Genomic DNA, 21969 nt, shown 5'->3' on the forward strand with positions numbered 1-21969 from the left:
TTATGACTGGGTGACGGGAGCCTCGGCGCGGCCAAGCAGCAATGCGCGCTCCCTTTCATTGCCGGTCAATTCGGCAGCGCGGCGGAACTCGGCGCGAGCCTCCGCAACGCGCCCCAGCTTCGCCAAAAGATCGCCCCGCACCGTCGGCAGCAAATGCGATCCCTTCAAGCGCGGCTCGTCAGCCAGCGCGTCGGCGATGGCAAGACCCTGGGCAGCACCAAACGCCATGCCGACGGCCACCGCCCGGTTGATTTCGACGATCGGCGACGGCGCTGCCAGGGTGAGCGCCTGATAATAGGCGGCGATGGCGATCCAGTCGGTATCGGCGGCGGTCGCTGCACGGGAATGGCAGGCCGCGATCATCGCCTGCAGCAAATAGGGACCGGGCATCGACGTCAGGAGCATGGCGCGGGCCAGACCATCGAGGCCGCTGCGGATCAACGACCAGTTCCACCGGCTGCGGTCCTGATCGAGCAACAGGATTGGATTGCCCACCCCATCGACCCTGGCGACAAAGCGTGAGGCGTGCAACTCCATCAGAGCCAGAAGCCCCAGTACCTCCGGCTCTTGCGGCATCAGCGCCGCCAGCGAGCGCCCCAGCCGCAAGGCTTCACCGCAAAGATCGGCACGCAGCCAATGCGGCCCTTCCGTTGCTACGTATCCTTCGTTGAAGATCAGATAGACCACCTCCAGCACCGCGGCGAGACGATCCCGGCGCTCTTCGCCCCGCGGCGTCTCGAAAGCGATTTCGGCATCGCGCAGCGTCCGCTTGGCGCGCACGATGCGCTGCGCGACGGTGGCTTCAGGCAGAAGAAACGCACGACCGATTTCCTGCGTCGACAGCCCGCCCAGCAACCGCAAGGCAAGCGCTGCACGCTGCTCGGCCGGCAGCACCGGATGGCAGGCGGTGAAAATCAGCCGCAGCAGATCGTCGTCTATGTCCTCATCGAGCATCGCCTCGATATCGGGCGTTTCGCGCTCAAGCTCGGCAAAGTCTATGGACAGTTCGCGATGCTTGCCGTCGATCAGTGTGGTGCGGCGCAGCCGGTCGAGCGCCCTGTTCTTGGCAACCCGCGTCAACCAGGCCGCCGGGTTGCGCGGAATGCCAGCGCGAGGCCAGCGTTCGAGGGCAAGCACGAAGGCATCCTGCGCGATCTCTTCCGCGAGGCCGATATCGCGCAGCAAGCGGTTCAGCCTGGCGGCGAGCTTTGGTTGCTCGATCCGCCAGACCGCTTCGATGGCACCGGTCGTGGTCACCCCTTCAGCTCGCTGAAGCCTTCCGCTGCCTTCTGCACATCCTCGGGAAACTCGCTCATCTCATGGATGCGGCGGACTTCGATGATATCATCTTCCGATGCCGGGCAGCGGCGTGCCCATTCGATAGCCTCGTCACGCGAGCGCACATCGAGTATCCAATACCCGCCCAGCACTTCCTTCACCTCAGCAAACGGGCCATCGACGACGGCAGGTTTTCCGCCCTTGAAGCTCACCCGAGCCCCCGAAGCCGGCGGATGCAGCCCTTCCAGGGCCAGGAGCACGCCGGCCTTCTTCAACTCCTCATTGTATTTCATCATCGCTTCGATTGCCTCAGGGCTGGGCATGGCATCGAGCGCAGCAGATGCGTAGCCGCCGGGGATCATCAACATCATGAATCGCATGGGTTCTTTCTCCTTGGTTGGGTTGAACATACCACACGACGAACGAGCTACAGCAGAATCGACGGGAGCCAGAAAAATAAACGCATTTTCTTATGCGGCGCGCGAAGGAGGACAAAAGACGAGGAATACCGCACGCCGCAATGACCACCTCGACCGCTTACCGGTCGAGGTGGTCTGCAGATCCGACGTTCTAAATGGGGCAAGCGGCGATTGAACGACTAGGGTGTTTAGCCGCCTACTCGTTCATAGCCTTGACGATTTCCTCGGTCACCTTCTTGGCATCACCCAAAAGCATCATCGTGCCGTCCTTATAGAACAGCGTATTGTCGATGCCGGCATAGCCGGAGCCGAGCGAGCGTTTGACGAAGAGGCAGGTCTTGGCCTTGTCGACATCGAGGATCGGCATGCCGTAGATCGGCGAAGTCTTGTCGTCGCGCGCCGCCGGATTGGTGACGTCGTTGGCGCCGATGACATAGGCAACATCGGCCTGGGCGAGTTCCGAATTGATGTCCTCGAGCTCGAAGACTTCGTCATAGGGCACATTGGCCTCGGCCAAAAGCACGTTCATGTGGCCCGGCATGCGGCCGGCAACGGGGTGGATGGCATATTTCACCTCGACGCCATGCGCCTTCAGCCTGTCGGCCATTTCGCGCAACGCATGCTGGGCCTGCGCCACCGCCATGCCATAGCCCGGCACGATGATGACCTTGGAGGCGTTCGCCATCAGATAGGCGGCATCCTCGGCAGAACCGAGCTTCACGGTCTTATCGGAATTATCGGCTCCGCCCGATGCCGTCTCGCCGCCAAAACCACCGAGAATGACCGAGATGAAAGAGCGGTTCATGCCCTTGCACATGATGTAGGACAGGATCGCGCCCGAGGACCCGACAAGCGCGCCGGTGATGATGAGCGCCAGATTGCCGAGTGTGAAGCCGATGCCGGCGGCTGCCCAGCCGGAATAGGAGTTCAGCATCGAAACGACGACAGGCATGTCGGCGCCGCCGATCGGCACGATCAGCAGCACGCCAAGCACCAGCGACAGCAGGACGACCGCCCAGAAGGCGAAATGGCTCTCGCTTGCCGCCAGGCTGATGATGAAGAACACGATCAGGGCAAGCAGGGTAGCGTTGATGATGTGGCGGTTCGGCAGCATGATCGGCTTGCCGGACATGCGTCCATCGAGCTTCAGGAAGGCGATGATCGAGCCGGTGAAGGTCAGCGCACCGATGGCGACGCCGATCGCCATTTCGATGCGTGCTTCCGTATGGATATGGCCGATTTCGCCGATACCGAAGGAAGATGGTGTATAGAGCGCAGAAGCGGCCACGAGGACGGCAGCGAGACCGACCAGCGAATGGAAACCGGCCACGAGCTGCGGCATGGACGTCATCGGAATGACGCGGGCGATATAGGCACCTGCCCCGCCGCCGATGGCAAGGCCGAGAACGATCAGCACGAAGCCGCCGAAAGACGGCGTCGCCAGCACAAGCGTCGTTGCGATGGCGATGCCCATGCCGATCATGCCGTAGAGATTGCCGCGCCGGCTGGTTGCCGGATGGGAGAGCCCGCGCAGTGCCAGGATGAACAGCACGCCGGAGACGAGATAGAGGAAAGCCGCGATATTGCTCAGCATGCCGCCCTCACTTGTCCTTCTTCTTGTACATCGCCAGCATGCGCTGGGTGACAAGGAAACCACCGACGATATTGACCGAGACAAGCATCAGCGCCACGAAGCCGAAGCCGGTGGCGAGACCACTCGCCGAAATTCCAACCGCCAGCAACGCGCCGACGACGATGACCGAGGAGATGGCGTTCGTGACCGCCATCAGCGGCGTGTGCAGGGCCGGCGTCACCGACCAGACGACGTAGTAGCCAACGAAGATCGCCAGCACGAAGATGGCAAGCTGGAAGACGAAAGGATCGATCGCTCCGCCCGTTGCCGCGCTGGCAACCTCTGGCGCCTGTGCAGCGGCGGTCCTGACGGCGGTGACGGCATCATTCAGTTGCTGAAGTGCCTGGTCCATTGCTTGGCTGGCCATCTCAGAGATCTCCCTTGTTGACCGTCGGCTGGTCGGGATCGACGAAATTCGGGTGAACGACTTCGCCGTCATCGGTCAGCATCGTCGCCTTGATCAGCTCATCGGCGCGGTTGAGGCCGAGGCTCTTGCTATCTTTGTCGACCATCGTTTCCAGGAAGGTGACGAGGTTCTTGGCGTAGAGAGCCGAGGCGCTGGCCGCGATGCGGCCGGCCATGTTGGGATAGCCGACCACCCTGACACCCTCGACGTGGGCGACCTTGCCATATTCGGCGCCCTCGATATTACCGCCGCGCTCGACAGCAAGATCGACGGCGACCGCGCCGGCGCGCATCGCCTTCAGCATGTTACGGCTGACGAGGCGCGGCGCCGGCCGGCCGGGGATCAGCGCCGTGGTGATGATGATGTCCTGCTTGGCGATATGATCGGCGACAAGAGCCGCCTGCTTGGCCTGATATTCCTCGGACATTTCCTTGGCATAGCCGCCGGCGGTCTCCGCCGCCTTGAATTCCTCATCCTCGACGGCGATGAATTTCGCGCCGAGCGAGGCGACCTGTTCCTTGGCTGCTGGCCGCACATCAGTTGCAGAGACCAGCGCACCGAGACGCCGCGCCGTAGCGATCGCCTGCAGTCCGGCAACACCAGCGCCCATGACGAACACCTTTGCCGCCGGCACGGTGCCCGCCGCCGTCATCATCATGGGCAGCGCCCGGTCATAGACGGCAGCGGCGTCGATCACGGCTTGATAACCGGCAAGATTGGCTTGCGATGACAGCACGTCCATAGACTGCGCCCTGGTGATGCGCGGCATCAGCTCCATGGCAAAACTGGTGAGCCCGGCGCGCGCCATCTCCTCAAGCGCCGCCTCGTTGCCATAAGGATCCATGATGGCGATGACGATTGCGCCGCTCTTGTAACCGGCGATCTCAGCACTCGTCGGCCGCCTGACCTTGAGGATGACATCGGCCGTTTTCGCATCATCAACAGAGCCGATCCGCGCGCCGATGGCCTCATATTCCGCATCCGGGATGCGCGACAAGGCGCCGGCGTCAGCTTCGATCACGACGTCGAAACCGAGGCTCCTCATCTTCTTTACCGTCTCGACGGAGGCCGCAACACGCGTCTCCTCCGCCACGCTTTCCTTGGCCACGAAAACCAGATTGCTCAACGACAACACCTCGCATCGAACGGCGGCACACCTGGTGAGGCGGCGCTGCAGCCTGCAGAATCACGGGAAGGCTCGGACCAGAAAGGTCCGGCGCGTCGATCAGCGCTGGAACGTCAGCGCAGCAGAATGATGCTGGCGATGGAAAGAACGATGAAAATGAGCAGGCCGCCGAGGAACCCGGCATGACCGAAGAAACCGGCCGCCATCGCGATCATCAATGCTGCAACGATCGCGGACCCGACCCGAGCACCCGCGATGAAAAGACCATAGGTCTTCTCGTGCTCCTTATAGTCCATGGGAGCACCAGTTTCAGCGGGTCCAGTGTGATGTTCGGCCATTCAAAAATCTCCCCTCGATGCACTCAACTCCATAGGCCTAAAAACTGACCGGGAGCCGGAGTTCGTCCTCAAAAGCAGCGGCACCCAGCATTAAGGTGCCGCAGCCAAATTTCCTCTACCGAGGGGTTACACAAAGCGGCGGGAAATGCAATGCATGAGAAGGTCGCATCGGTACGCAGCTTAGCCGAATTGCGCGCTAATCTCGCGCCTGCCGCCGCTTGCCAGCCGCGCTGTGGGCAGAATGGTCAACGGAGGCGAGCCATTGTCTTCGCTGCGCGAGAACATCATGCGCCGTTCATATGGTTCCGAATCGAAGAACGGATAGCGCTTCATCAGTTTTCCGCGAATCTCCTTCGACCGCGACGCCAGCAGCGTGAGTTCGAAGCCATAGGTCTTGGTCATGCGGGGCGGTACGACCGTATCGGCATAGAAGACACGCTTGTAGAACGCCGCATGGGCCGGACGAATGTGCTGCATTACCCGATCCGTGTTGAAATAAATGGCGCCGACGATCGCTGGCCTCAGCGTCAGATAGGGCAAAGCCGGCAGTTCCAGCTCGAAATCGGGATCCACGGCAAAGCGCGCGGGATCGATCAGCGTCATGCCGGCATCGAGGAAGGCATGAATCTCGTCTGGAAAAATGCCGGTCGACTGGCATACCCGGTGATCCGGCGTCACATGGTGGATCCGCACCGTGCTCACCAGCTCCTCGTAGTAATAGACTCCGAAGATATAGGCGTGATCATCGAAATCGATGTCATCAATCAGGTTTTGGGCGGCCACGGGCAGGACGTCGCGTGCCTTGTAAGCCTTGTAGCGTAGCCGCGCGACATCCTCCATGTCTTCGCTGCTTTCGATCCGGCGGTACTCCACGTGATCGAGCACCTCCATCAGCTTGCCGGCGAAGCTGTTTTTCAAAGTACTCATATGAGTCATGGTTAATGTTCCGTAATGGTTAACGGAACATCTTTGGTATTAAAGCAAAATTTGATCAATATTTGTTTTAAATTTTATTAACTATTCGTTCATTAAGGTTAATTTTCTTGGCCAATACCGGCAAAAGCTGAGGTTGCGAAAGCGCTCTAGCTTCCATTGCTACAAGGCGGCGCTCTCACAGCTTCGACTCTCCACTCCGACATGGGGAAATGAGCCAGCGCCAGCCACGCTCGATCCCTGTCAGTTGGCCTTCAATGAGGTGAGTGATCGTTGCGAACGACCCTAGCATCGGGAGATGACTTAGGGGGCTACCAAAGCATCAGGCGACGTGATCGTGCCGCAGCCCCGATTGCCGGCGGGCGAGGCTGTCCACTGTTCCGACAACCTGTTCCCGCGGCACGGGCATGGAGAAAACATAGCCCTGGATGATATCGGCGAGATTGTTCTCAACGATCAGCGCCAGTTGCTCCGGCGTCTCGACCCCCTCGATCACGATGTGGAGACTGAGGGCGCGGGAAAGATCGACGATGCCGCACAGAAGCTTGAAACGGCGGCTGTCCGTCGTGATGTCGCGAACGAACGACCGGTCGATCTTCACAACATCCACCGGCAAGGAGTCGAGATAGCTGAGGCTGGAAAAGCCGGTGCCGAAATCGTCGATGGCGATGGTGATGCCCTTGGCGCGCAGATCCGCAAGAATGGAGCGAACGGTCGCCATCTCGTCCATCAGGCAGCTTTCCGTCACTTCGAGATGCAGCCGCGAGGGCTCCAATCCCGATGCATCGAGCGCTTCCGCAACGATATCGACGATATCGTTGCTGCGCAGATCCTGGGCCGAGAGATTGACCGAAACCGCGACCTGTCCCGGCCACGAAACGCAATCCCGGCAGGCCTGATTGATCATGAAGCGGGTGATGCCGCCGACAATGCCCATCTCTTCGGCGATCTGCACGAAGATGTTGGGCGGGATCGAACCCTTTTCCGGATGAGTCCAGCGCGCCAAAGCCTCGCAACAATCGATGCGGGAGCCATCCGGTGTGAACATCGGTTGATACATGGCCAGAAGATTGCCGGCTTCCACCGCCTCGCGCAGATCGTCCTTCAGCTTCTGCCGCTCGACGTAGCGCGCATCCATCTCCTGCTCGAAGGCGCTGCAGCTTCCCTTCAGCCGCAGTTTGGCATCGAACAGCGCCAGATCGGCCTTGATCTGCCACTCTTCCGGACGGAACTCGCGGCTCGACATGGTGACATAGCCGCCGCTGAACGAGATCCGGAAGCTGTTGTCATCGACATCGTAGGTGCCGGTCATCGCGGCATGCAATGCGCGCACGCGTGAATCGATATCGGATTCATTGCTCTCATTTGGAAAGAACAGCACGAATTGATCGCCCACCAGACGGGCCGGAAGTACCGTGGTGCCCGCAAGCTCTTTCAAGCGCTCGCCGATAGCGACCAGCAGACGATCTCCCGTCACATGTCCCTTGGTGTCGTTGACATGCTTGAAGTCGTCCACGTCGAGCACGAGAATACCGACCTGGGTTTCGCCGCTGCGCGCAGCAAGCTTTTCCTTGACCAGCTCGACGAAATATTCGCGGTTCGGCAGCCCCGTCAGAGGATCGTAGCGAACCATGTGCAGGATCTTGCGCTCTGCCCGGATGCGCACCGTCACATCTTCGAAAATCAGGATGACGACGCCATCGGCACGGCGGCTGGCCGAAAACTCCAGAAACTGATCTTCATTGAACTGGATCAGGGTGCGCGACAGCGTGCCGCTGACCAGCTGCGCCATCTGCCGCTGAATGAGCCCCGGCAGCGATCCGTCGATGAAGGCGTGACGCGCGCCGTAACGCAGCACGACGTCGAATTCACAATCCTTGAGCTGTTCCTGATGCGAGAAATTCAGCAGCTCGCATGCCTTGCGATTGACCACGAGAATGCGGTTATGCGCGTCGAGCATGAACAAGCCATGCGTCATGTTGTTGAGCGCGGTATCGAACCGGTCGGCGATCAGCGATATCTCGCGCGATGCGATGACATTCTTGTAGAGAAATTCACGCACGCCGTTCGCCATCGCGCGCGTGGTCAACCCGAACGGGACGAGCATGATGGAAACGATCGCCTTGTAGAGCTGCTCCGACATCAGACAGGCGATGATGATGGGCAGGCAGCAGGCAAGCGTCTGGAGATCGATCGCCTTCTGTGAACCGTAGTTGCGGCCGACGATCGATACCATCGACGCCATGGTCACGGCGATGCAGATGAATTCCGCCAGCGGGTCCTGCACGATCAGGATGGCATAGCCACTGCCGATGCCGAGTATGGACGCCGTCGCCGCCGCCCCGATGACGTAGCGCGTTTCCCAACTCGAAATGTCGGCGCGCGTAAAATTATGCTTGTCGGCCGCGTCGAAGAGCCGGAACGAATATATCCGCAGCACGAAAACCGCTGCAAAAGCCAGGCAAAGAACGAGATAGATGCTCGCGCGCGTGCTCATAAACACGACGACATACGTCAGGATATGAACCACCACGCCCGTAAACAGCGTTTTACGGTTTCCGAAAAGCGAACTGACGAACGACAGATAAACATCCGTCGGCACGGTGTCCGGGCTTGGAGGCTTCATTCAGAGTTCCCCTGATGCGGCGGACACCCTAGTCGAAACTTTTTAAAATTTGATTGCCCAAATAGCACGTATATGGACAGATTTTCCAATTATGTCGGCAACTTAGGTTGAATTTAGATCACGAAACGCATCGTATTCGTGCAATCGACCTAAGTGAATTCGAACGCCGAGACAATATTTAAGTGACTAATTGATAAAATAAAACACCATTAGACACTTGTGGAACACGTATCAGAGCTTGCCCGCCCGCTGCTGGATCATCATGAACGTGTCGAACGTATACTCGGAGAGTTGCATCCACAGATACGCGTCCTTCTTATAAGCGACCTGATCCGCATAGATGCGCTTGAAGGAATCGTTGGATTTGGACAGATCGGCATAAAGTCCGTTGGCTGCCTGGAAGCAGGCTTCCATGATCTCCTGGCTGAAGGGGCGTAGCGTCACGCCCTGCTGCACGATGTCCTTCAGTGCCTGGGGATTTTTCACGTCATATTTCGCCAGCATGTTGGTGTTGGCGAAAGCGCAGGCATCAGTGAGGATGGCCTGATAGTTCTTCGGCAGCCCGTTCCATTTTTCCAGGTTGAAGAAGGCGTGCACCACGGCACCGCCCTCCCACCATCCGGGGTAATAGTAGTATTTGGCGATCTTCTGTAGTCCGAGCTTCAGGTCGTCATAGGGGCCGACCCATTCGACCGCATCGACGGCGCCCTTGTCCAGCGCATTGTAGACATCATTCGCGGCGATATCCTGCTGCGGGGCAACGCCGATCTTCTGCACCACCTTGCCGGCAAGGCCGGCTATGCGCATCTTCAGGCCCTTGAGATCGTCGAGCGTGTTGATTTCCTTGCGGAACCAGCCACCCATCTGCGCACCGGTATTGCCGGCGGGAAGCCCCAATATGCCTTGCGTGGCATAGAACTCGTTCATCAGCTTGTTGCCGTTGCCCTGGTAGAACCAGGCATTGGTCAGCCGGGCATTGAGGCCGAACGGCAGCGTCGTGCCGATGGCGTAGGTCGGATCTTTGTCCGCGAAATAATAGGAGCAGGTATGCGCGGCATCGACCGTGCCGGCGCTCACCGCATCTGCAACCTGCGCACCGGGCACGATTTCGCCGGCCTCATAGATCTGAATGGTGAAATTGCCGTTCGTCGCGTCGGAAACATGGGTGGCGATATCCTCCGCGCCGCCATAGATCGTGTCCAGGCTTTTCGGAAAGGAAGACGTCATCTTCCAGGTGATCTTTGGATACTCCTGAGCCAGAGCCGGGGTCGCAAGCGCGGAGGCGGCAGCACCTGCGCCAACTGCTCCTGCCCGCCTTATGAAGGAACGGCGATCCATCGAAATCTCCCATACGGACGGCTATGCTGGAGAGCGGAACGCTCCCCGATTGGCGCAAGCGATGGAGCTAACCACGCCGCACACGGTCTTTCAAGTTTGCTCTCGCATCGCATTATGGCGATTCCTGTACATCCTTGTGACGAATGAAGGCAAAGCCTTACTGAAACCACTCCGCGTTGCCGGCAGGCCTATATGCGCGTAGATTGAAAGCAAGGATAATCCGCCCTCGGATTGACATCTTCGTCTTCCAGGGGTCTCAGCGAATAGCCGTTTTGCACCTTCCGGAGCCTTGAATGTCCAGACCAATCATCGCCATCCCCGCCGACATCCGCGAGTTCGATGGAACGACCTGGCATGCGGTGCAGCAGCAATATGTCCGCGCCGCCGTCAAGGCGGCAGGACTGATGCCGCTGATCGTTCCGGCGCTGGAGGACGGTAACGATGCGGACGCCATTCTGGACCGAGTCGACGGGCTGCTCGTCTCCGGTTCCGCCAGCAACGTGCATCCGTCGCTCTATGGGAAAGAAGCACGCGACAGCGACGGCCCCTTCGATCCGGCGCGCGACGCGACATCGCTGCCGCTTATCCGCCGCGCCATCGAGCGCGCCATTCCGATGCTCGCCATCTGCCGCGGCATTCAGGAGCTGAACGTCGCGCTTGGCGGCACGCTTGCCAGCGAGATCCAGGAGCAGCCTGGCATCTGGGACCATCGCAAACCGCAGAATGTCGATCGCGACACGATGTATTCGATCCGCCAGAGCGTCTTCGTCAAGGAAGGCTCGTGCATCGCCCGCGTCGTCGGCCCGGGCGAAGTGCGCGTCAACTCGCTGCATCGCCAGGCGATTGCCGATACGGCGCCAAGGCTGCAGGTGGAAGCACTGGCCGAGGACGGCACGATCGAGGCCGTCTCCGTCATCGGCGCCAGGGCCTTTGCCGTCGGCGTGCAATGGCATCCGGAATATTGGGCCGAGACGGATTCGCCGTCACGCAAGCTCTTCGTCGCCTTCGGCGATTCCGTGCGCGACTATGCGGCAAGCAAGGAGCGGCTCGCCGCCGCCCAATAGAGCATTTCCGCTACCCTTCGAATCGCAAAAACGCTCTATCTTCTTATTTCCCAACGCATTCCGGACGGAAAACCGCTGCGCACTTTTCCATGAAATGCTCCATAAACAGAAGACCGTGTGATCAGCCGCGCAGCTTGACCGGCGTCTCCGGCACCGGCGTCACCGGCCGGCCCTTTACGAACCATTCGATGATGTTGTCGACGACAAGATCGGCCATGGCGTCGCGTGTCGGCACCGAGGCGGACGCCACATGCGGCAGCAAGGAAACGTTCGGCAGGGAGAGATAGCCGGCCGGCACATTGGGTTCATCGTAGAACACATCAAGGCCGGCGGCCCCCAGCGTACCATTGCCGAGGGCGGCGATCAGTGCATCGTCATCGACCGACCAGCCGCGGCCGACATTGATGAACACGCCCTGCGGCCCAAGCGCCGATAGGATATCCGCGTTGATGACCTTGTGCGTTTCCGGCGTCTTCGGCACGATGGAGATCAGCGTATCCACCGACTGCGCCATTTCCTTCAGGGTCGGATAATAATCGTAAGGCAGCGAGTCGCGCGGCGAGCGCGTGTGGTAGCCGATCTTCACCTTGAACGGCTCGAGCCTTCTGGCGATCTCGAGACCGATGCGGCCGAGACCATTGATACCGATGCGGCGCCCCTTCATCGAAAAAGGCGAGAGCGGAAACGCCCCTTCCTTTACCCAGCGCCCCTCGCGCAGCCAGCTTTCAGCTTTCGGAAACTGCCGCAGCGTGTTCAGCAGCAGCGCGATCGCCGTATCCGCGACCTCGTCATTCAGGACGTCAGGCGTATTGGTGACGACGATCCCTTTGGAAGCGGCATGTTTGACGTCGATGCCATCATAGCCGACGCCGAAATTGGCGATGACTTCGATATTCGGAAAAGCATCGATCCAGGAGGCACCGAAGCCGCCCGAGACAGCGACGCCGCGGATGCGGGCTGCCGTCTCCGCATCGACCTTCGGGCCGCCATCACGTTCTACGGATACGATATCGAACTGCTTTCCAAGCCTTTCGAGAACACGCGGGTGTATCTTCCCCGGAACGAGGACGGCAATGCGGTTATCGGACATGAATCTTTCCTCTTGCGGTACGGTTCGGCGCGACTGCAGCAATTCCAGGAAAATAGACGGCGGCTTCCCGCCCGGAACTGCATAGAGCCAATGAGATAGAGCGGTTCAGCGATCCCGTGAAGGGCTGAACTGCTCGCGGGCCTTGTATGGCGCCGTCGACTGGCGGATGCGCATTTCCGGCTTGATGAGATGGATACCATCCGGCTCGTGGCTTCCCGCCAATCTATCCAAAAGCGCCCGTGCTGCAAGCCTTCCGACCTCGGCCTGACCGTTCCAGACCGTCGTCAGCGCCGGCGTGGCGATTGCCGCTTCTTCCAGATCGTCGTAGCCGGTAACCGAAATGTCCCTCCCCGGTACGAGACCAGCGCGGGAAATACCGTTCATCAGACCGATGGCGACCAGATCGTTCCAGCAGACCGCCGCCGTGGGCTTCTGCGGCAGCGACAGGAAGTGCACGGCCGCCTCGAAACCGCCCTGCTTCGAGCGCGCGCCGGGAATACGCAGATTGGGATCGACCTCGATGCCCGCCTTGCGCAGCGCATTGACATAGCCCTGATAGCGGTCGCGCCCCGTCGAGGTCTGGTCCGTGCCGCCGATCATTGCGATCGAGCGGTGACCAAGGCTGATCAAGTGGTTGGTGGCAAGCGAAATCCCGTAGCTGTCGTCGCCGCGATAGGTCGGCAGATCCAGTGCATCGATCTGGCGCGCCACGAGAATGGCGGGCATGCCGTTTTCTTCGGCCAGCTCGAAATCCTCCGGCGGCGTTCCGATCGCCGGCGACATGATCACGCCGTCGCCGCCAAGCTGCAGCAGCGTCTCGATGAAGGTTCGCTGCTTCTCGACAGAGTCATAATGGTTGGAAAGAATGAAGGTGTGCCGGCTGCGATCGAGTTCGCTTTCGATCGCCTTGAGGATTTCCCCGTAAAACGGGTTCATGATGTCATGAACGACGACGCCAATGATCCCCGATCGCGACGTTCTGAGGCTCGCCGCGCGGCGATTGTAGATGTAGCCTAGCGCGCGGGCCTGGTCCTTGATCTTTTCGCGTGTATTGACCGCGACCAACGGGCTATCACGTAAGGCCAGAGATACCGTTGCTGTTGAAATGCCGAGCGTTTCCGCAATTGTAGAAAGCTTTATCTTTTGCGCCACGCGCTCCCTCCCCGTGAAACGCAGCCGTAACATATTCCGTTCGTTTTACGATTCCGGAATTTAAAATATTTAATTAAAAGCTTTAATCGCGTCGCGCAACTCGAATTCGCGAGGATTTTCAGATTTCCTCATCGTCCTCGTCGTCATCGCCCGCCTGTAGATTGTTCTCAATCGTCTTCAGCAGTCGCACGAGCGAGCGAATGTCCTTTTCGGAGAAACCGCGCGTCGCGAGTTCATCGCAGCTGGCAGCAGAGCTTTCGATCTCGCTGACGCTGTTGCGGCCGGTCTCGGTGAGATAGACCTTGGTCAGGCGAGCATCCTCGGCGTCCGGCCGCCGTTCGACGAAGCCTTGCGCCTCCATGCGGCCGATCGTGCGCGTCATCGTCGGCGCCTTGACGCCGAGCTTCTGCGCCAGCGATCCGGCCGGAAGACCGTCGCTGGCCGCCAGGGCAAGGATGACGCCGTCCTGCCCGGCATAGAGACCGCTTGCCGTCAGGCTGCGGGTCATCACCGTTCGCATGGACCGCGCCGCCTGCGTCAATGCCGGCGACAGATCGGCAAGCGTGTAGTCCCGGTGATCCTTCTTCTTACCTGACTTACTTTTCTTCCCGACCTTGTTCTTCTTACCCATCGTGATTCCGTTGACCTTTTCGCCGATGCGCCATCACGCTATGACATTGCGCAGGTTATTGACATAAACAAGAGGCACACCCTCAGATGGCGCATCCTTTGCCATGTTTCGACGACAATGATACTACACTCCCCCCTGAAGAACGGGCAAAATGGATCGCGGTGCTGCCACTTGGCGCCTATGAGCAACACGGTCCGCATCTACCCTTTGAAACCGATGCGCTGATCGCCGAAGGCATCGTTTCACGCCTCAAGGCCGGCCTGCCCGCCAAACTGCCCGTCACCTTCCTGGCGACGGAGCCTGTCGGCTACTCCATAGAGCACATCGATGTCGCCGGAACCAAAACCCTGGCTTTCGACGAAGCCGTGAAACAGTGGCTCGGCATCGCCGAGCGGATGAACAAGCTCGGCATCCGCAAATTCGTCATGCTGAACGCCCATGGCGGCAACTCTCCGCTGATGACCATCGTCGCGACGGAAGCGCGTGTGCGCTTCAACATGCTGGCGGTCGCGACCAGTTGGACCCGCTTTGGCGTGCCCGGCGGACTGATCATGCCCGATGACAAAGCGATCGACATTCACGGCGGCGATATCGAGACATCGGTCATGCTCGCCCTGCACCCCGAAAAGGTCGACATGTCGAAGGCGGAGAACTTTCCTTCCCGCCAATCCGATTTCATCCGCGACTTCAATCACCTTCGCGCCTACGGGCCCCACGCCTTCGGCTGGAAAATGTCCGATCTGAGCATTCGGGGCGTAGCTGGCAATGCAGGCGTGGCAACAGCGGACAAGGGCGAAAGACTGATCGCACATGCCGTCAACGGGCTTGTCGAACTGCTTGGGGATGTCGACAGCTTCGACGTGTCGACGCTGACCTGACCGCACGGCCCAGTCGCCGCTCCGCAACCCAATGTGATCTTATAACATATAAAAGCCTTTGAACTGACGTCTCCAACTCCTTATATGGAACCCGACCAATGTCTGCTCCCCGGGGCAACCTTCCCTATTTCGAGGCTCCCATGACCGAAACAGCCACGCAAAAGCCCGTTCCCGTTACCGTTCTCACCGGCTATCTCGGCGCCGGCAAGACGACGCTGCTGAACCGCATCCTATCTGAAAATCACGGCAAGAAATACGCCGTCATCGTCAACGAGTTCGGCGAGATCGGCATCGACAACGACCTCATCGTCGAGTCGGACGAAGAAATCTATGAAATGAACAATGGCTGCGTCTGCTGCACCGTTCGCGGCGACCTTATCCGCGTCGTCGAAGGCCTGATGCGCCGTCCCGGCCGCTTCGATGGCATCATCGTCGAAACCACCGGCCTTGCCGATCCGGTTCCGGTCGCCCAGACCTTCTTCATGGACGACGATGTCCGCGCCAAGACCGAGCTTGATGCCGTCGTCGCGCTCGTCGATGCCAAGCACCTGCCGCTGCGCCTGAAGGACAGCCGCGAAGCCGAAGACCAGATCGCCTTTGCTGACGTTGTCGTCATCAACAAATCCGATCTCGTAACGCCGGAAGAACTGGCTCAGATCGAGGACATCGTCCGCGCCATCAACCCGGCCGCCCGCGTCTACAAGACGACCCGCTCCGGCGTCGATCTCGCCCGCGTGCTGAACCAGGGCGCCTTCAATCTTGAGCGCGCGCTCGAGAATGACCCACATTTCCTCGAGCACGGCCATGATGATCACGTCTGCGGCCCGGATTGCGATCACGACCATCATGATCATGACCACCATCATCACGATCATGACCACGGTCACGACCATCATCACCACGCCCCGTCGCCGATCCACGACGTCACAGTGCAGTCGGTTTCGCTGCGCGGCGGCCAGATGAATGCCGAACGCTTCTTCCCCTGGATCCAGAAGATCACGCAGACGCAGGGCCCGAACATCCTGCGCCTCAAGGGCATCATCGCCTTCAAGGACGATCCGGAGCGCTATGTCGTTCAGGGCGTGCACATGATCATCGAAGGCGATCATCAGCGTCCGTGGAAGGATGGCGAGAAGCATGAAAGCCGGCTCGTCTTCATCGGTCGCGAACTCGACCGCGAAAAGCTCGAAGCGAGCTTCAAGGCGTGCGAGGCGTCTGCCTGATGCCGACTGTTGCTCCGCTTGATATCGACGGCCACGTTCTGGCCGTCGAATTTTTAGGTGACACCCCCCTCTTCGCCAGCGCCGCAGGCGCCATCCATCGCCTGGAGGGCGGGGATAAGGTCACCGAAGCTCACCAGGGCATGCTCACCTGCATTCGCGATCCTTATAGCGAGAGCCTGATTTCCGGCGGCGAAGACGGCAAGGTCCTGCGCATCGCGGCCGATGGCGGCATAACGGTGCTGGCCGAAGCGCCGCGCAAATGGATCAGCCAGGTCGCTGCCGGACCGCAGGGCTCGGTCGCCTATTCCTATGGCAAGAGCGCCTTCGTCCGGCTGTCCGACGGCACGACGAAAGAGTTTCCGGAAGAACGCACCGTCGAAGGCATCGCCTTTGCCCCCAAGGGCCTGCGCATCGCCGCTGCACGCTATAACGGCGTGTCGCTGCATTGGGTCGGCATGAGCGCCCAGCCGGTCAATCTGGAATGGAAGGGTGCCCACACCGGCGTCACCTTCTCGCCGGACGGCCAGTTCATTGTCACCACCATGCAGGAGAACGCCCTGCACGGCTGGAAACTGGATGCCAAGCCAGGTGCAGAAGCCCGGCACATGCGCATGACGGGCTATCCTGCCAAGGTGAAGTCCCTATCATGGTCGGCAAAGGGCAAGTGGCTCGCTTCGAGCGGAGCACCGGCTGCCATCGTCTGGCCTTTCCAGGGCAAGGACGGCCCGATGGGTAAGGCACCGCTGGAGCTCGGCAGCCGCGCCAATATCATGGCGACCTGCGTGAAGTTCCATCCGGCCGAAGATATCCTTGCCATCGGCTTCATCGACGGCATGATCCTGGCGGTCCGCGTCGGTGACGCCAAGGAGGCGCTCTTGCGCCGCCCCGGCAAGGGTGCAATCACATCGATGAGCTGGAGCAAGTCCGGCAAGCTGCTTGCTTTCGCCTCCGAAGCCGGCGACTGCGGCGTCGTCGACGTGTCGGCCTGATGTGATCCCGCGAAAAGCACGCAGAGGCTTTCCGTTGGGAATTGCGTAACACCGTAAAATGGAGCGGTTCGGAGATTCTGCGAATAGCTGAACCGCTCTGGAGAGAAAGACAGGATCATGCCCAAGTCGGGAACGGCACCAGCCGGAAATACCCCTGCCCCAGCCGAAGACGTCTGGGATGTGATCCGTTGCGAGGCCGCCGAGCTTGCGGCCCGCGAGCCGACAATAGCCCCGCTGCTGCAGGCGCAATTGCTTGCCAGCAGCACCAATGCCGAAAGCCTTGCCCATGTGCTCGCCGCCCGGCTCTGTGTCGTCAGGATCGAGCATGGCGACATGCTTTCGCTGCTGTCCGACGTGCTGACGCGGCATCCCGCAATCCTGCAGGCAACCGAGGCCGACCTCATTGCCGTCCGCACGCGCGACCCGGCCTGCACCACCTATCTGCATGCGCTTTTGAACCTGAAGGGCTTCCATGCCCTGCAGACGCATCGCATCGCCCATGCGCTCTGGACTGAGGGACGGACGGAAATTGCCAGCTGGCTTTCCAACCTCGTCTCGCTCGTCTTCGGGCCGGATATCCATCCGGCTGCAAAGATCGGAACGTCGATCATGCTCGATCACGGCTCCGGTATCGTCATCGGCGAAACCGCCGTCATCGAGGATGAGGTCTCCATCCTGCAGAACGTCACTTTGGGCGGCACCGGCAAGGAGAGTGGCGACCGGCATCCGAAGATCCGCCACGGCGTGATGATCGGCGCTGGCGCGAAAATCCTCGGCAATATCGAGGTCGGCGCCTTCAGCAAGGTTGCGGCCGGCAGCGTCGTCGTGAAGCCGGTTCCTGCGCACTGCACCGTCGCCGGCGTGCCGGCTTTGGTCGTGCGCATCCATCGTGCCGACGAGATCCCGGCCGAAACGATGGATCAGAACATCTAGTTCCAATCGATCGAGCCGGCGTCGCGGCACGTGACATAAGGTAGCAGCATGATCGCATCCGGCGAGCGCGCGCACGATGTCGCTCTCCGCTGCAGCAGAATCAAGTGTTTGACGACGGAAGGATTGCCGCGGCTTAGACTGATCGCCGCATCCTTCATGGAACTGTCATACTCCATTGATAGCTCGAAAGGGTTCTCTATGCCCGGCGTGGCGCAAATGCGCCGGAGCAATGCCCCCACTCGAAGAGGATATGACGATGACCAGTCTTTCACGTCGCGCCGCCCTTGCAGCCGGCAGCGCGCTTACACTTATCTTGCTCTGTTCCACCGCGGGTGCCGCTGACACAGCGCCGGCACCGAATACCGCAACGCCGATCAAGCATCTTGTCGTTATCTTCCAGGAAAACGTCTCCTTCGACCATTATTTCGCGACGTACCCCAAGGCCGCAAACATCGCCGGCGAGCCGGAGTTCAAGGCGGCCGACAACACGCCGACCGATATCAACACGCTGGCCAATGCCGGTCTTCTCGACACCAATCCGAACAAGACCAACACGGCCAATGGCGCAGACGCCGCTGCCCCGTTCCGGCTCGACCGCACGCAGGCGGCCACCCAGTCGCAGAATCACGGCTATACCGCCGAGCAGGCCGCCTATAACAATTTTGCCATGGACCTCTTCCCGGCCAATACCGGCAGGGGCACCAAGGGTGCCGCCGGCGCCTTCGGCACGAAGGGTCAGGTCATGGGCTATTATGACGGCAACACCGTCACGGCCTATTGGAACTACGCCCAGCACTACGCCCTGAACGACAATTCCTTCTCCACCAATTTCGGCCCCTCGACCCCCGGCGCGCTGAACCTGATCTCCGGCCAGACCAATGGCGTCATCCTGCCGCCCGGCTACATGCTGGAAAGCGACGGCACCTATTCCAAGGGCCGCATCGTGCCTGACGGCAATGGCGGCTGGACCGCGATCAGCGACTTCGATCCCACAGGCGACGTCTGCTCGGTCGGTCAGACGGCGCTGATGTACGGCAAGAACATCGGCGACATGCTGAACGAGCACAAGATTACCTGGGGCTTCTTCGAAGGCGGCTTCGACCTCTCGCTGACCAACCCGGACGGCACGACGGGTTGCAAGCGCGCGACGACTTCGACCGTCACCAAGGTCAATTACGGCGACTACATCCCGCATCACCAGCCGTTCCAGTACTATGCCTCGACCGCCAATCCGACGCATGCGCGCCCGTCCTCCGTGGCGGCGATCGGCACGACGGATGCGGCAAACCACCAGTACGACATGACCGACTTCTATGCGGCCTTGAAGAACGGCAACATGCCAACCGTCAGCTTCCTGAAGGCACCCGCTTATCAGGACGGCCATGCCGGCTATTCCGATCCGCTCGACGAGCAGGAATTCGTCACACAAGTGGTCAATACCGTGCAGAATTCGCCGGATTGGAAGGATACCGCCGTCATCCTCCTCTACGACGATTCCGACGGCTGGTATGACCATGCCCACGCGGTCGTCAATCCGTCGAAGCTCCCAGTCAAGGGCTATGACGTGCTGAGCGGCGACAGCTGCTCCACGGGCACGCCGCTGCCCGGTGTCAACGGACAGCCTGCGCAGGGGCGTTGCGGCTATGGCACACGTCAGCCGCTGCTGGTCATCTCGCCCTACGCCAAGGTCAACTTCGTCGACCACACGCTGACCGACCAGACCTCGGTCATGCGCTTCATCGAGGATAACTGGATGGCCGGCGCCCGCCTCGGCGGTGGTTCTTTCGATGCGCTTTCGGGCTCGCTGAACAGCATGTTCGACTGGTCCAAGGGCGACGCGCCGAAGCTGACCCTCGATCCGAAGACCGGCAATCAGGCCTCTTAAAATCATAGGGGAGACGGAAATGCCCTTGCAGATCAACCACCGTCTCCTGCCGCTTCTCGCACTCGCAGGGCTTTCGCTTGCGGGTGCGGCTGTCGGCGTGGCAAGCGAGCCGACCGCAAACGGCTATGATGAACAGGCGCCACTGAGCGCGGTTGCCCAGCTCGGCAAGAAACTGTTCTTCGACCCGTCGCTCTCCGGCAACGGCCAGATGTCCTGCGCGAGCTGCCACGACCCGGCCAACCACTACGCGCCGGCCAACGGTCTCGCCGTCCAGCTCGGTGGCTTGCATCTCGATCAGCCGGGCATCCGCGCGGTACCGAGCCTCGCCTACAAGACGTCGACGCCTTCCTTCTCGATCGGAGAGGAGAGCGCTGCCGACGAGGCGGCGGAAGCGTCTCCGATGACCGAAGCATCGGGTGTGGCTCTGGCCAATGCGCCCGCCAGCGTCGCCGGCCCACTGACCGCCCAGGCCGTCAAGGCCGATGCGGCAGCCGCGAACCTCGTGCCGCGGGGCGGCATGTTCTGGGATGGGCGAATCGATTCGCTGGAAGAACAGGCCTTGCAGCCGATGATCTCTCCCTTCGAAATGGCGAATGCCGATGTGGCGACCGTCTATGCGAAACTGAAAAAGGGTTACGGCAAGGACATTTCGGCGCTGTTCGGCGACAATGTCCTCAACGATCGGGATATGATGATTTCGGAGATCGGCTTCGCGCTCGCCCGCTATCAGATCGAGGAGCCCTCCTTCCATCCCTACACCAGCAAGTACGACTATTATCTCCGCGGCAAGGCGGTGCTGACGGACACGGAAGCGCGGGGGTTGAAGCTGTTCGACGACGCGAACAAGGGCAATTGCGCCTCCTGTCATCTCGACAAGATGACCGGCGACGGGCAAATGCCGAACTTCACCGATTTCGAGTTCGAGGCTCTAGGCGTGCCGCGCAATCCTGCCATTCCGGCGAATGCCGATGCCCATTATTACGACACCGGCATTTGCGGCCCGCTGCGCAACGATACTTATTCCGTCCAGCAGCAGAATTGCGGGCTGTTCAAGACGCCGACGCTGCGCAATGTCGCCACCCGCCATGTCTTCTTCCACAATGGCGTCTACCGGACGCTTGAGGACGTGACCCGCTTTTACGTCAAGCGCGATACCAATCCGGAAGAGATCTACCCGAAGGACGCAAGCGGCAAGGTGGTGAAATACGACGACCTTCCGCCGCAGTATCGGGCCAATATCGACATCATCGACGCGCCGATGAACCGCAAGCTCGGCGATGCCCCAGCATTGAGCGACGCCGAGATCGCCGACGTCGTGGCCTTCCTGAGAACGCTGTCGGATGGCTATGACCCGGCGAAGGACAGTGTGAAGGCAGCCAGATAGAAACGCCTCCGCCCCAACGGGCGAAGGCGGAGTAAGACCTCAGGCTGCCTTGGAGATCGGCGGCTGAGCCAGCTTGCGACCGCTGGCGACGATGATGCCGGCGGCGCTGTCGAGCCAGCCTTCCTTGAGCTCGAGAGCCAGGAAACGATCGCGCTGGAACGGCCCAGACATGACAAGATGGCGGGTCTTCGAAGCGAAGAAGCCGAAGCGCTCATAGTAAGGCGCATCGCCGACGAGCAGGATCGCGCCGTGCTCACGCTTCTTCGCTTCCATGATGGCCGCGCGCATCAGCGCCGAGCCGACACCCTTGCCTTCATATGCCGGATCGACGGCCAGCGGGCCTAGCAGCAGCGCATCGACCGGGCGGGTCTCGCGGTCGACGCCGGCTTCGATGTTCCACAGGCGAACCGTGCCGATGACATGGCCGGCCCGATCGCGCGCGACTAGCGCCAGGCCTTCGGCCGGGATGCGGCCCTGGCGCAGCTTTTCCGACGACTTCTTGCGGCGACCGGCGCCCATGGCGCGATCCAGCAGGTTTTCGCGCGCAACGACATCGCCTGCGTTTTCCAGGTCAAGAGTGAAAGTGGACGGCGCAAAAAATGCGCGGACAGAATCAAGAACAGCGGCCATCTTGGCCTCCCGT

Annotated in this window: 20 protein-coding genes; 7 read left to right on the top strand and 13 right to left on the bottom strand. The window is 60.5% G+C overall.

Going from position 1 to position 21969, the window contains the following annotated elements; translation table 11 throughout:
- The 9 genes from GA0061102_RS15460 to GA0061102_RS15500 form a co-directional block, all read right to left on the bottom strand.
- Entirely contained in the window at positions 1-1257 is a 1257-nt protein-coding gene (locus GA0061102_RS15460; RefSeq protein ID WP_092850158.1) for an RNA polymerase sigma factor, read from the bottom strand.
- A complete protein-coding gene (locus tag GA0061102_RS15465) occupies positions 1254-1658 on the bottom strand; it encodes a YciI family protein (protein ID WP_092850161.1) in 405 nt (134 codons plus the stop codon). The genes GA0061102_RS15460 and GA0061102_RS15465 overlap by 4 nt, the downstream gene beginning before the upstream one ends.
- 235 nt (positions 1659-1893) lie before the next feature.
- Positions 1894-3288, bottom strand: coding sequence for an NAD(P)(+) transhydrogenase (Re/Si-specific) subunit beta (locus GA0061102_RS15470; RefSeq protein WP_092850459.1), 1395 nt, complete (start codon positions 3286-3288; stop codon positions 1894-1896).
- A 10-nt stretch (positions 3289-3298) separates the two neighbouring features.
- Complete coding sequence (locus tag GA0061102_RS15475) at positions 3299-3697, bottom strand: NAD(P) transhydrogenase subunit alpha part 2 (protein ID WP_092850164.1); 399 nt, start codon at positions 3695-3697, stop codon at positions 3299-3301.
- A 1-nt stretch (position 3698) separates the two neighbouring features.
- The gene (locus GA0061102_RS15480) at positions 3699-4862 is read right to left on the bottom strand and encodes a Re/Si-specific NAD(P)(+) transhydrogenase subunit alpha (protein ID WP_092850168.1); all 1164 of its coding nucleotides are present in this window, start codon (positions 4860-4862) and stop codon (positions 3699-3701) included.
- A 113-nt stretch (positions 4863-4975) separates the two neighbouring features.
- Positions 4976-5200 carry an aa3-type cytochrome c oxidase subunit IV gene (locus GA0061102_RS15485; RefSeq protein WP_092850178.1) on the bottom strand — a complete coding sequence of 75 codons (225 nt, stop codon included), beginning with the start codon at positions 5198-5200 and terminating at the stop codon, positions 4976-4978.
- Between the two features lie 180 nt (positions 5201-5380).
- Complete coding sequence (locus tag GA0061102_RS15490) at positions 5381-6136, bottom strand: N-acyl amino acid synthase FeeM domain-containing protein (protein WP_092850181.1); 756 nt, start codon at positions 6134-6136, stop codon at positions 5381-5383.
- A 319-nt stretch (positions 6137-6455) separates the two neighbouring features.
- Positions 6456-8759 carry a putative bifunctional diguanylate cyclase/phosphodiesterase gene (locus tag GA0061102_RS15495; RefSeq protein ID WP_092850185.1) on the bottom strand — a complete coding sequence of 768 codons (2304 nt, stop codon included), beginning with the start codon at positions 8757-8759 and terminating at the stop codon, positions 6456-6458.
- 231 nt (positions 8760-8990) lie between these two features.
- A complete protein-coding gene (locus GA0061102_RS15500; RefSeq protein WP_092850189.1) occupies positions 8991-10097 on the bottom strand; it encodes a TRAP transporter substrate-binding protein in 1107 nt (368 codons plus the stop codon).
- Positions 10098-10390: 293 nt separating this feature from the next.
- Here GA0061102_RS15500 and GA0061102_RS15505 point away from each other — a divergent pair, with 293 nt between their 5' ends.
- Entirely contained in the window at positions 10391-11161 is a 771-nt protein-coding gene (locus GA0061102_RS15505; protein ID WP_092850192.1) for a gamma-glutamyl-gamma-aminobutyrate hydrolase family protein, read from the top strand.
- A gap of 121 nt (positions 11162-11282) precedes the next feature.
- Here GA0061102_RS15505 and GA0061102_RS15510 read toward each other — a convergent pair whose 3' ends face one another.
- The 3 genes from GA0061102_RS15510 to GA0061102_RS15520 form a co-directional block, all read right to left on the bottom strand.
- Positions 11283-12251, bottom strand: a complete 969-nt coding sequence (locus GA0061102_RS15510) for a 2-hydroxyacid dehydrogenase (protein WP_092850196.1) — start codon at positions 12249-12251, stop codon at positions 11283-11285.
- 105 nt (positions 12252-12356) lie between these two features.
- Positions 12357-13403: a LacI family DNA-binding transcriptional regulator gene (locus GA0061102_RS15515; RefSeq protein WP_092850200.1), complete on the bottom strand. Its 1047-nt coding sequence runs from the start codon at positions 13401-13403 to the stop codon at positions 12357-12359.
- Between the two features lie 118 nt (positions 13404-13521).
- A complete protein-coding gene (locus GA0061102_RS15520) occupies positions 13522-14034 on the bottom strand; it encodes a MarR family winged helix-turn-helix transcriptional regulator (protein ID WP_092850203.1) in 513 nt (170 codons plus the stop codon).
- 86 nt (positions 14035-14120) lie between these two features.
- On the opposite strand from GA0061102_RS15520, the gene GA0061102_RS15525 reads away from it, so the two are divergent.
- The 6 genes from GA0061102_RS15525 to GA0061102_RS15550 all read left to right on the top strand — a co-directional run bounded on the left by GA0061102_RS15525 (position 14121) and on the right by GA0061102_RS15550 (position 21326).
- A complete protein-coding gene (locus GA0061102_RS15525; RefSeq protein WP_092850206.1) occupies positions 14121-14912 on the top strand; it encodes a creatininase family protein in 792 nt (263 codons plus the stop codon).
- 140 nt (positions 14913-15052) lie between these two features.
- Positions 15053-16135 carry a CobW family GTP-binding protein gene (locus GA0061102_RS15530; protein WP_092850462.1) on the top strand — a complete coding sequence of 361 codons (1083 nt, stop codon included), beginning with the start codon at positions 15053-15055 and terminating at the stop codon, positions 16133-16135.
- Positions 16135-17124, top strand: a complete 990-nt coding sequence (locus tag GA0061102_RS15535; protein WP_092850216.1) for a WD40 repeat domain-containing protein — start codon at positions 16135-16137, stop codon at positions 17122-17124. The genes GA0061102_RS15530 and GA0061102_RS15535 overlap by 1 nt, the downstream gene beginning before the upstream one ends.
- A gap of 117 nt (positions 17125-17241) precedes the next feature.
- Positions 17242-18057, top strand: a complete 816-nt coding sequence (gene cysE, locus GA0061102_RS15540) for a serine O-acetyltransferase (RefSeq protein WP_092850224.1) — start codon at positions 17242-17244, stop codon at positions 18055-18057.
- A gap of 256 nt (positions 18058-18313) precedes the next feature.
- On the top strand, positions 18314-19942 hold the full coding sequence (locus GA0061102_RS15545; protein WP_092850465.1) for a phospholipase C: 1629 nt from the start codon (positions 18314-18316) through the stop codon (positions 19940-19942).
- Positions 19943-19961: 19 nt separating this feature from the next.
- Complete coding sequence (locus GA0061102_RS15550) at positions 19962-21326, top strand: cytochrome-c peroxidase (RefSeq protein ID WP_092850231.1); 1365 nt, start codon at positions 19962-19964, stop codon at positions 21324-21326.
- A 39-nt stretch (positions 21327-21365) separates the two neighbouring features.
- Here the strand turns inward: GA0061102_RS15550 and GA0061102_RS15555 are convergent, their stop codons facing one another.
- Positions 21366-21956: a GNAT family N-acetyltransferase gene (locus GA0061102_RS15555; protein WP_092850234.1), complete on the bottom strand. Its 591-nt coding sequence runs from the start codon at positions 21954-21956 to the stop codon at positions 21366-21368.
- Between the last annotated feature and the right edge of the window lie 13 nt (positions 21957-21969).

The organism is Martinezella miluonensis (genome assembly GCF_900094545.1).
Lineage (GTDB): Bacteria > Pseudomonadota > Alphaproteobacteria > Rhizobiales > Rhizobiaceae > Rhizobium > Rhizobium miluonense.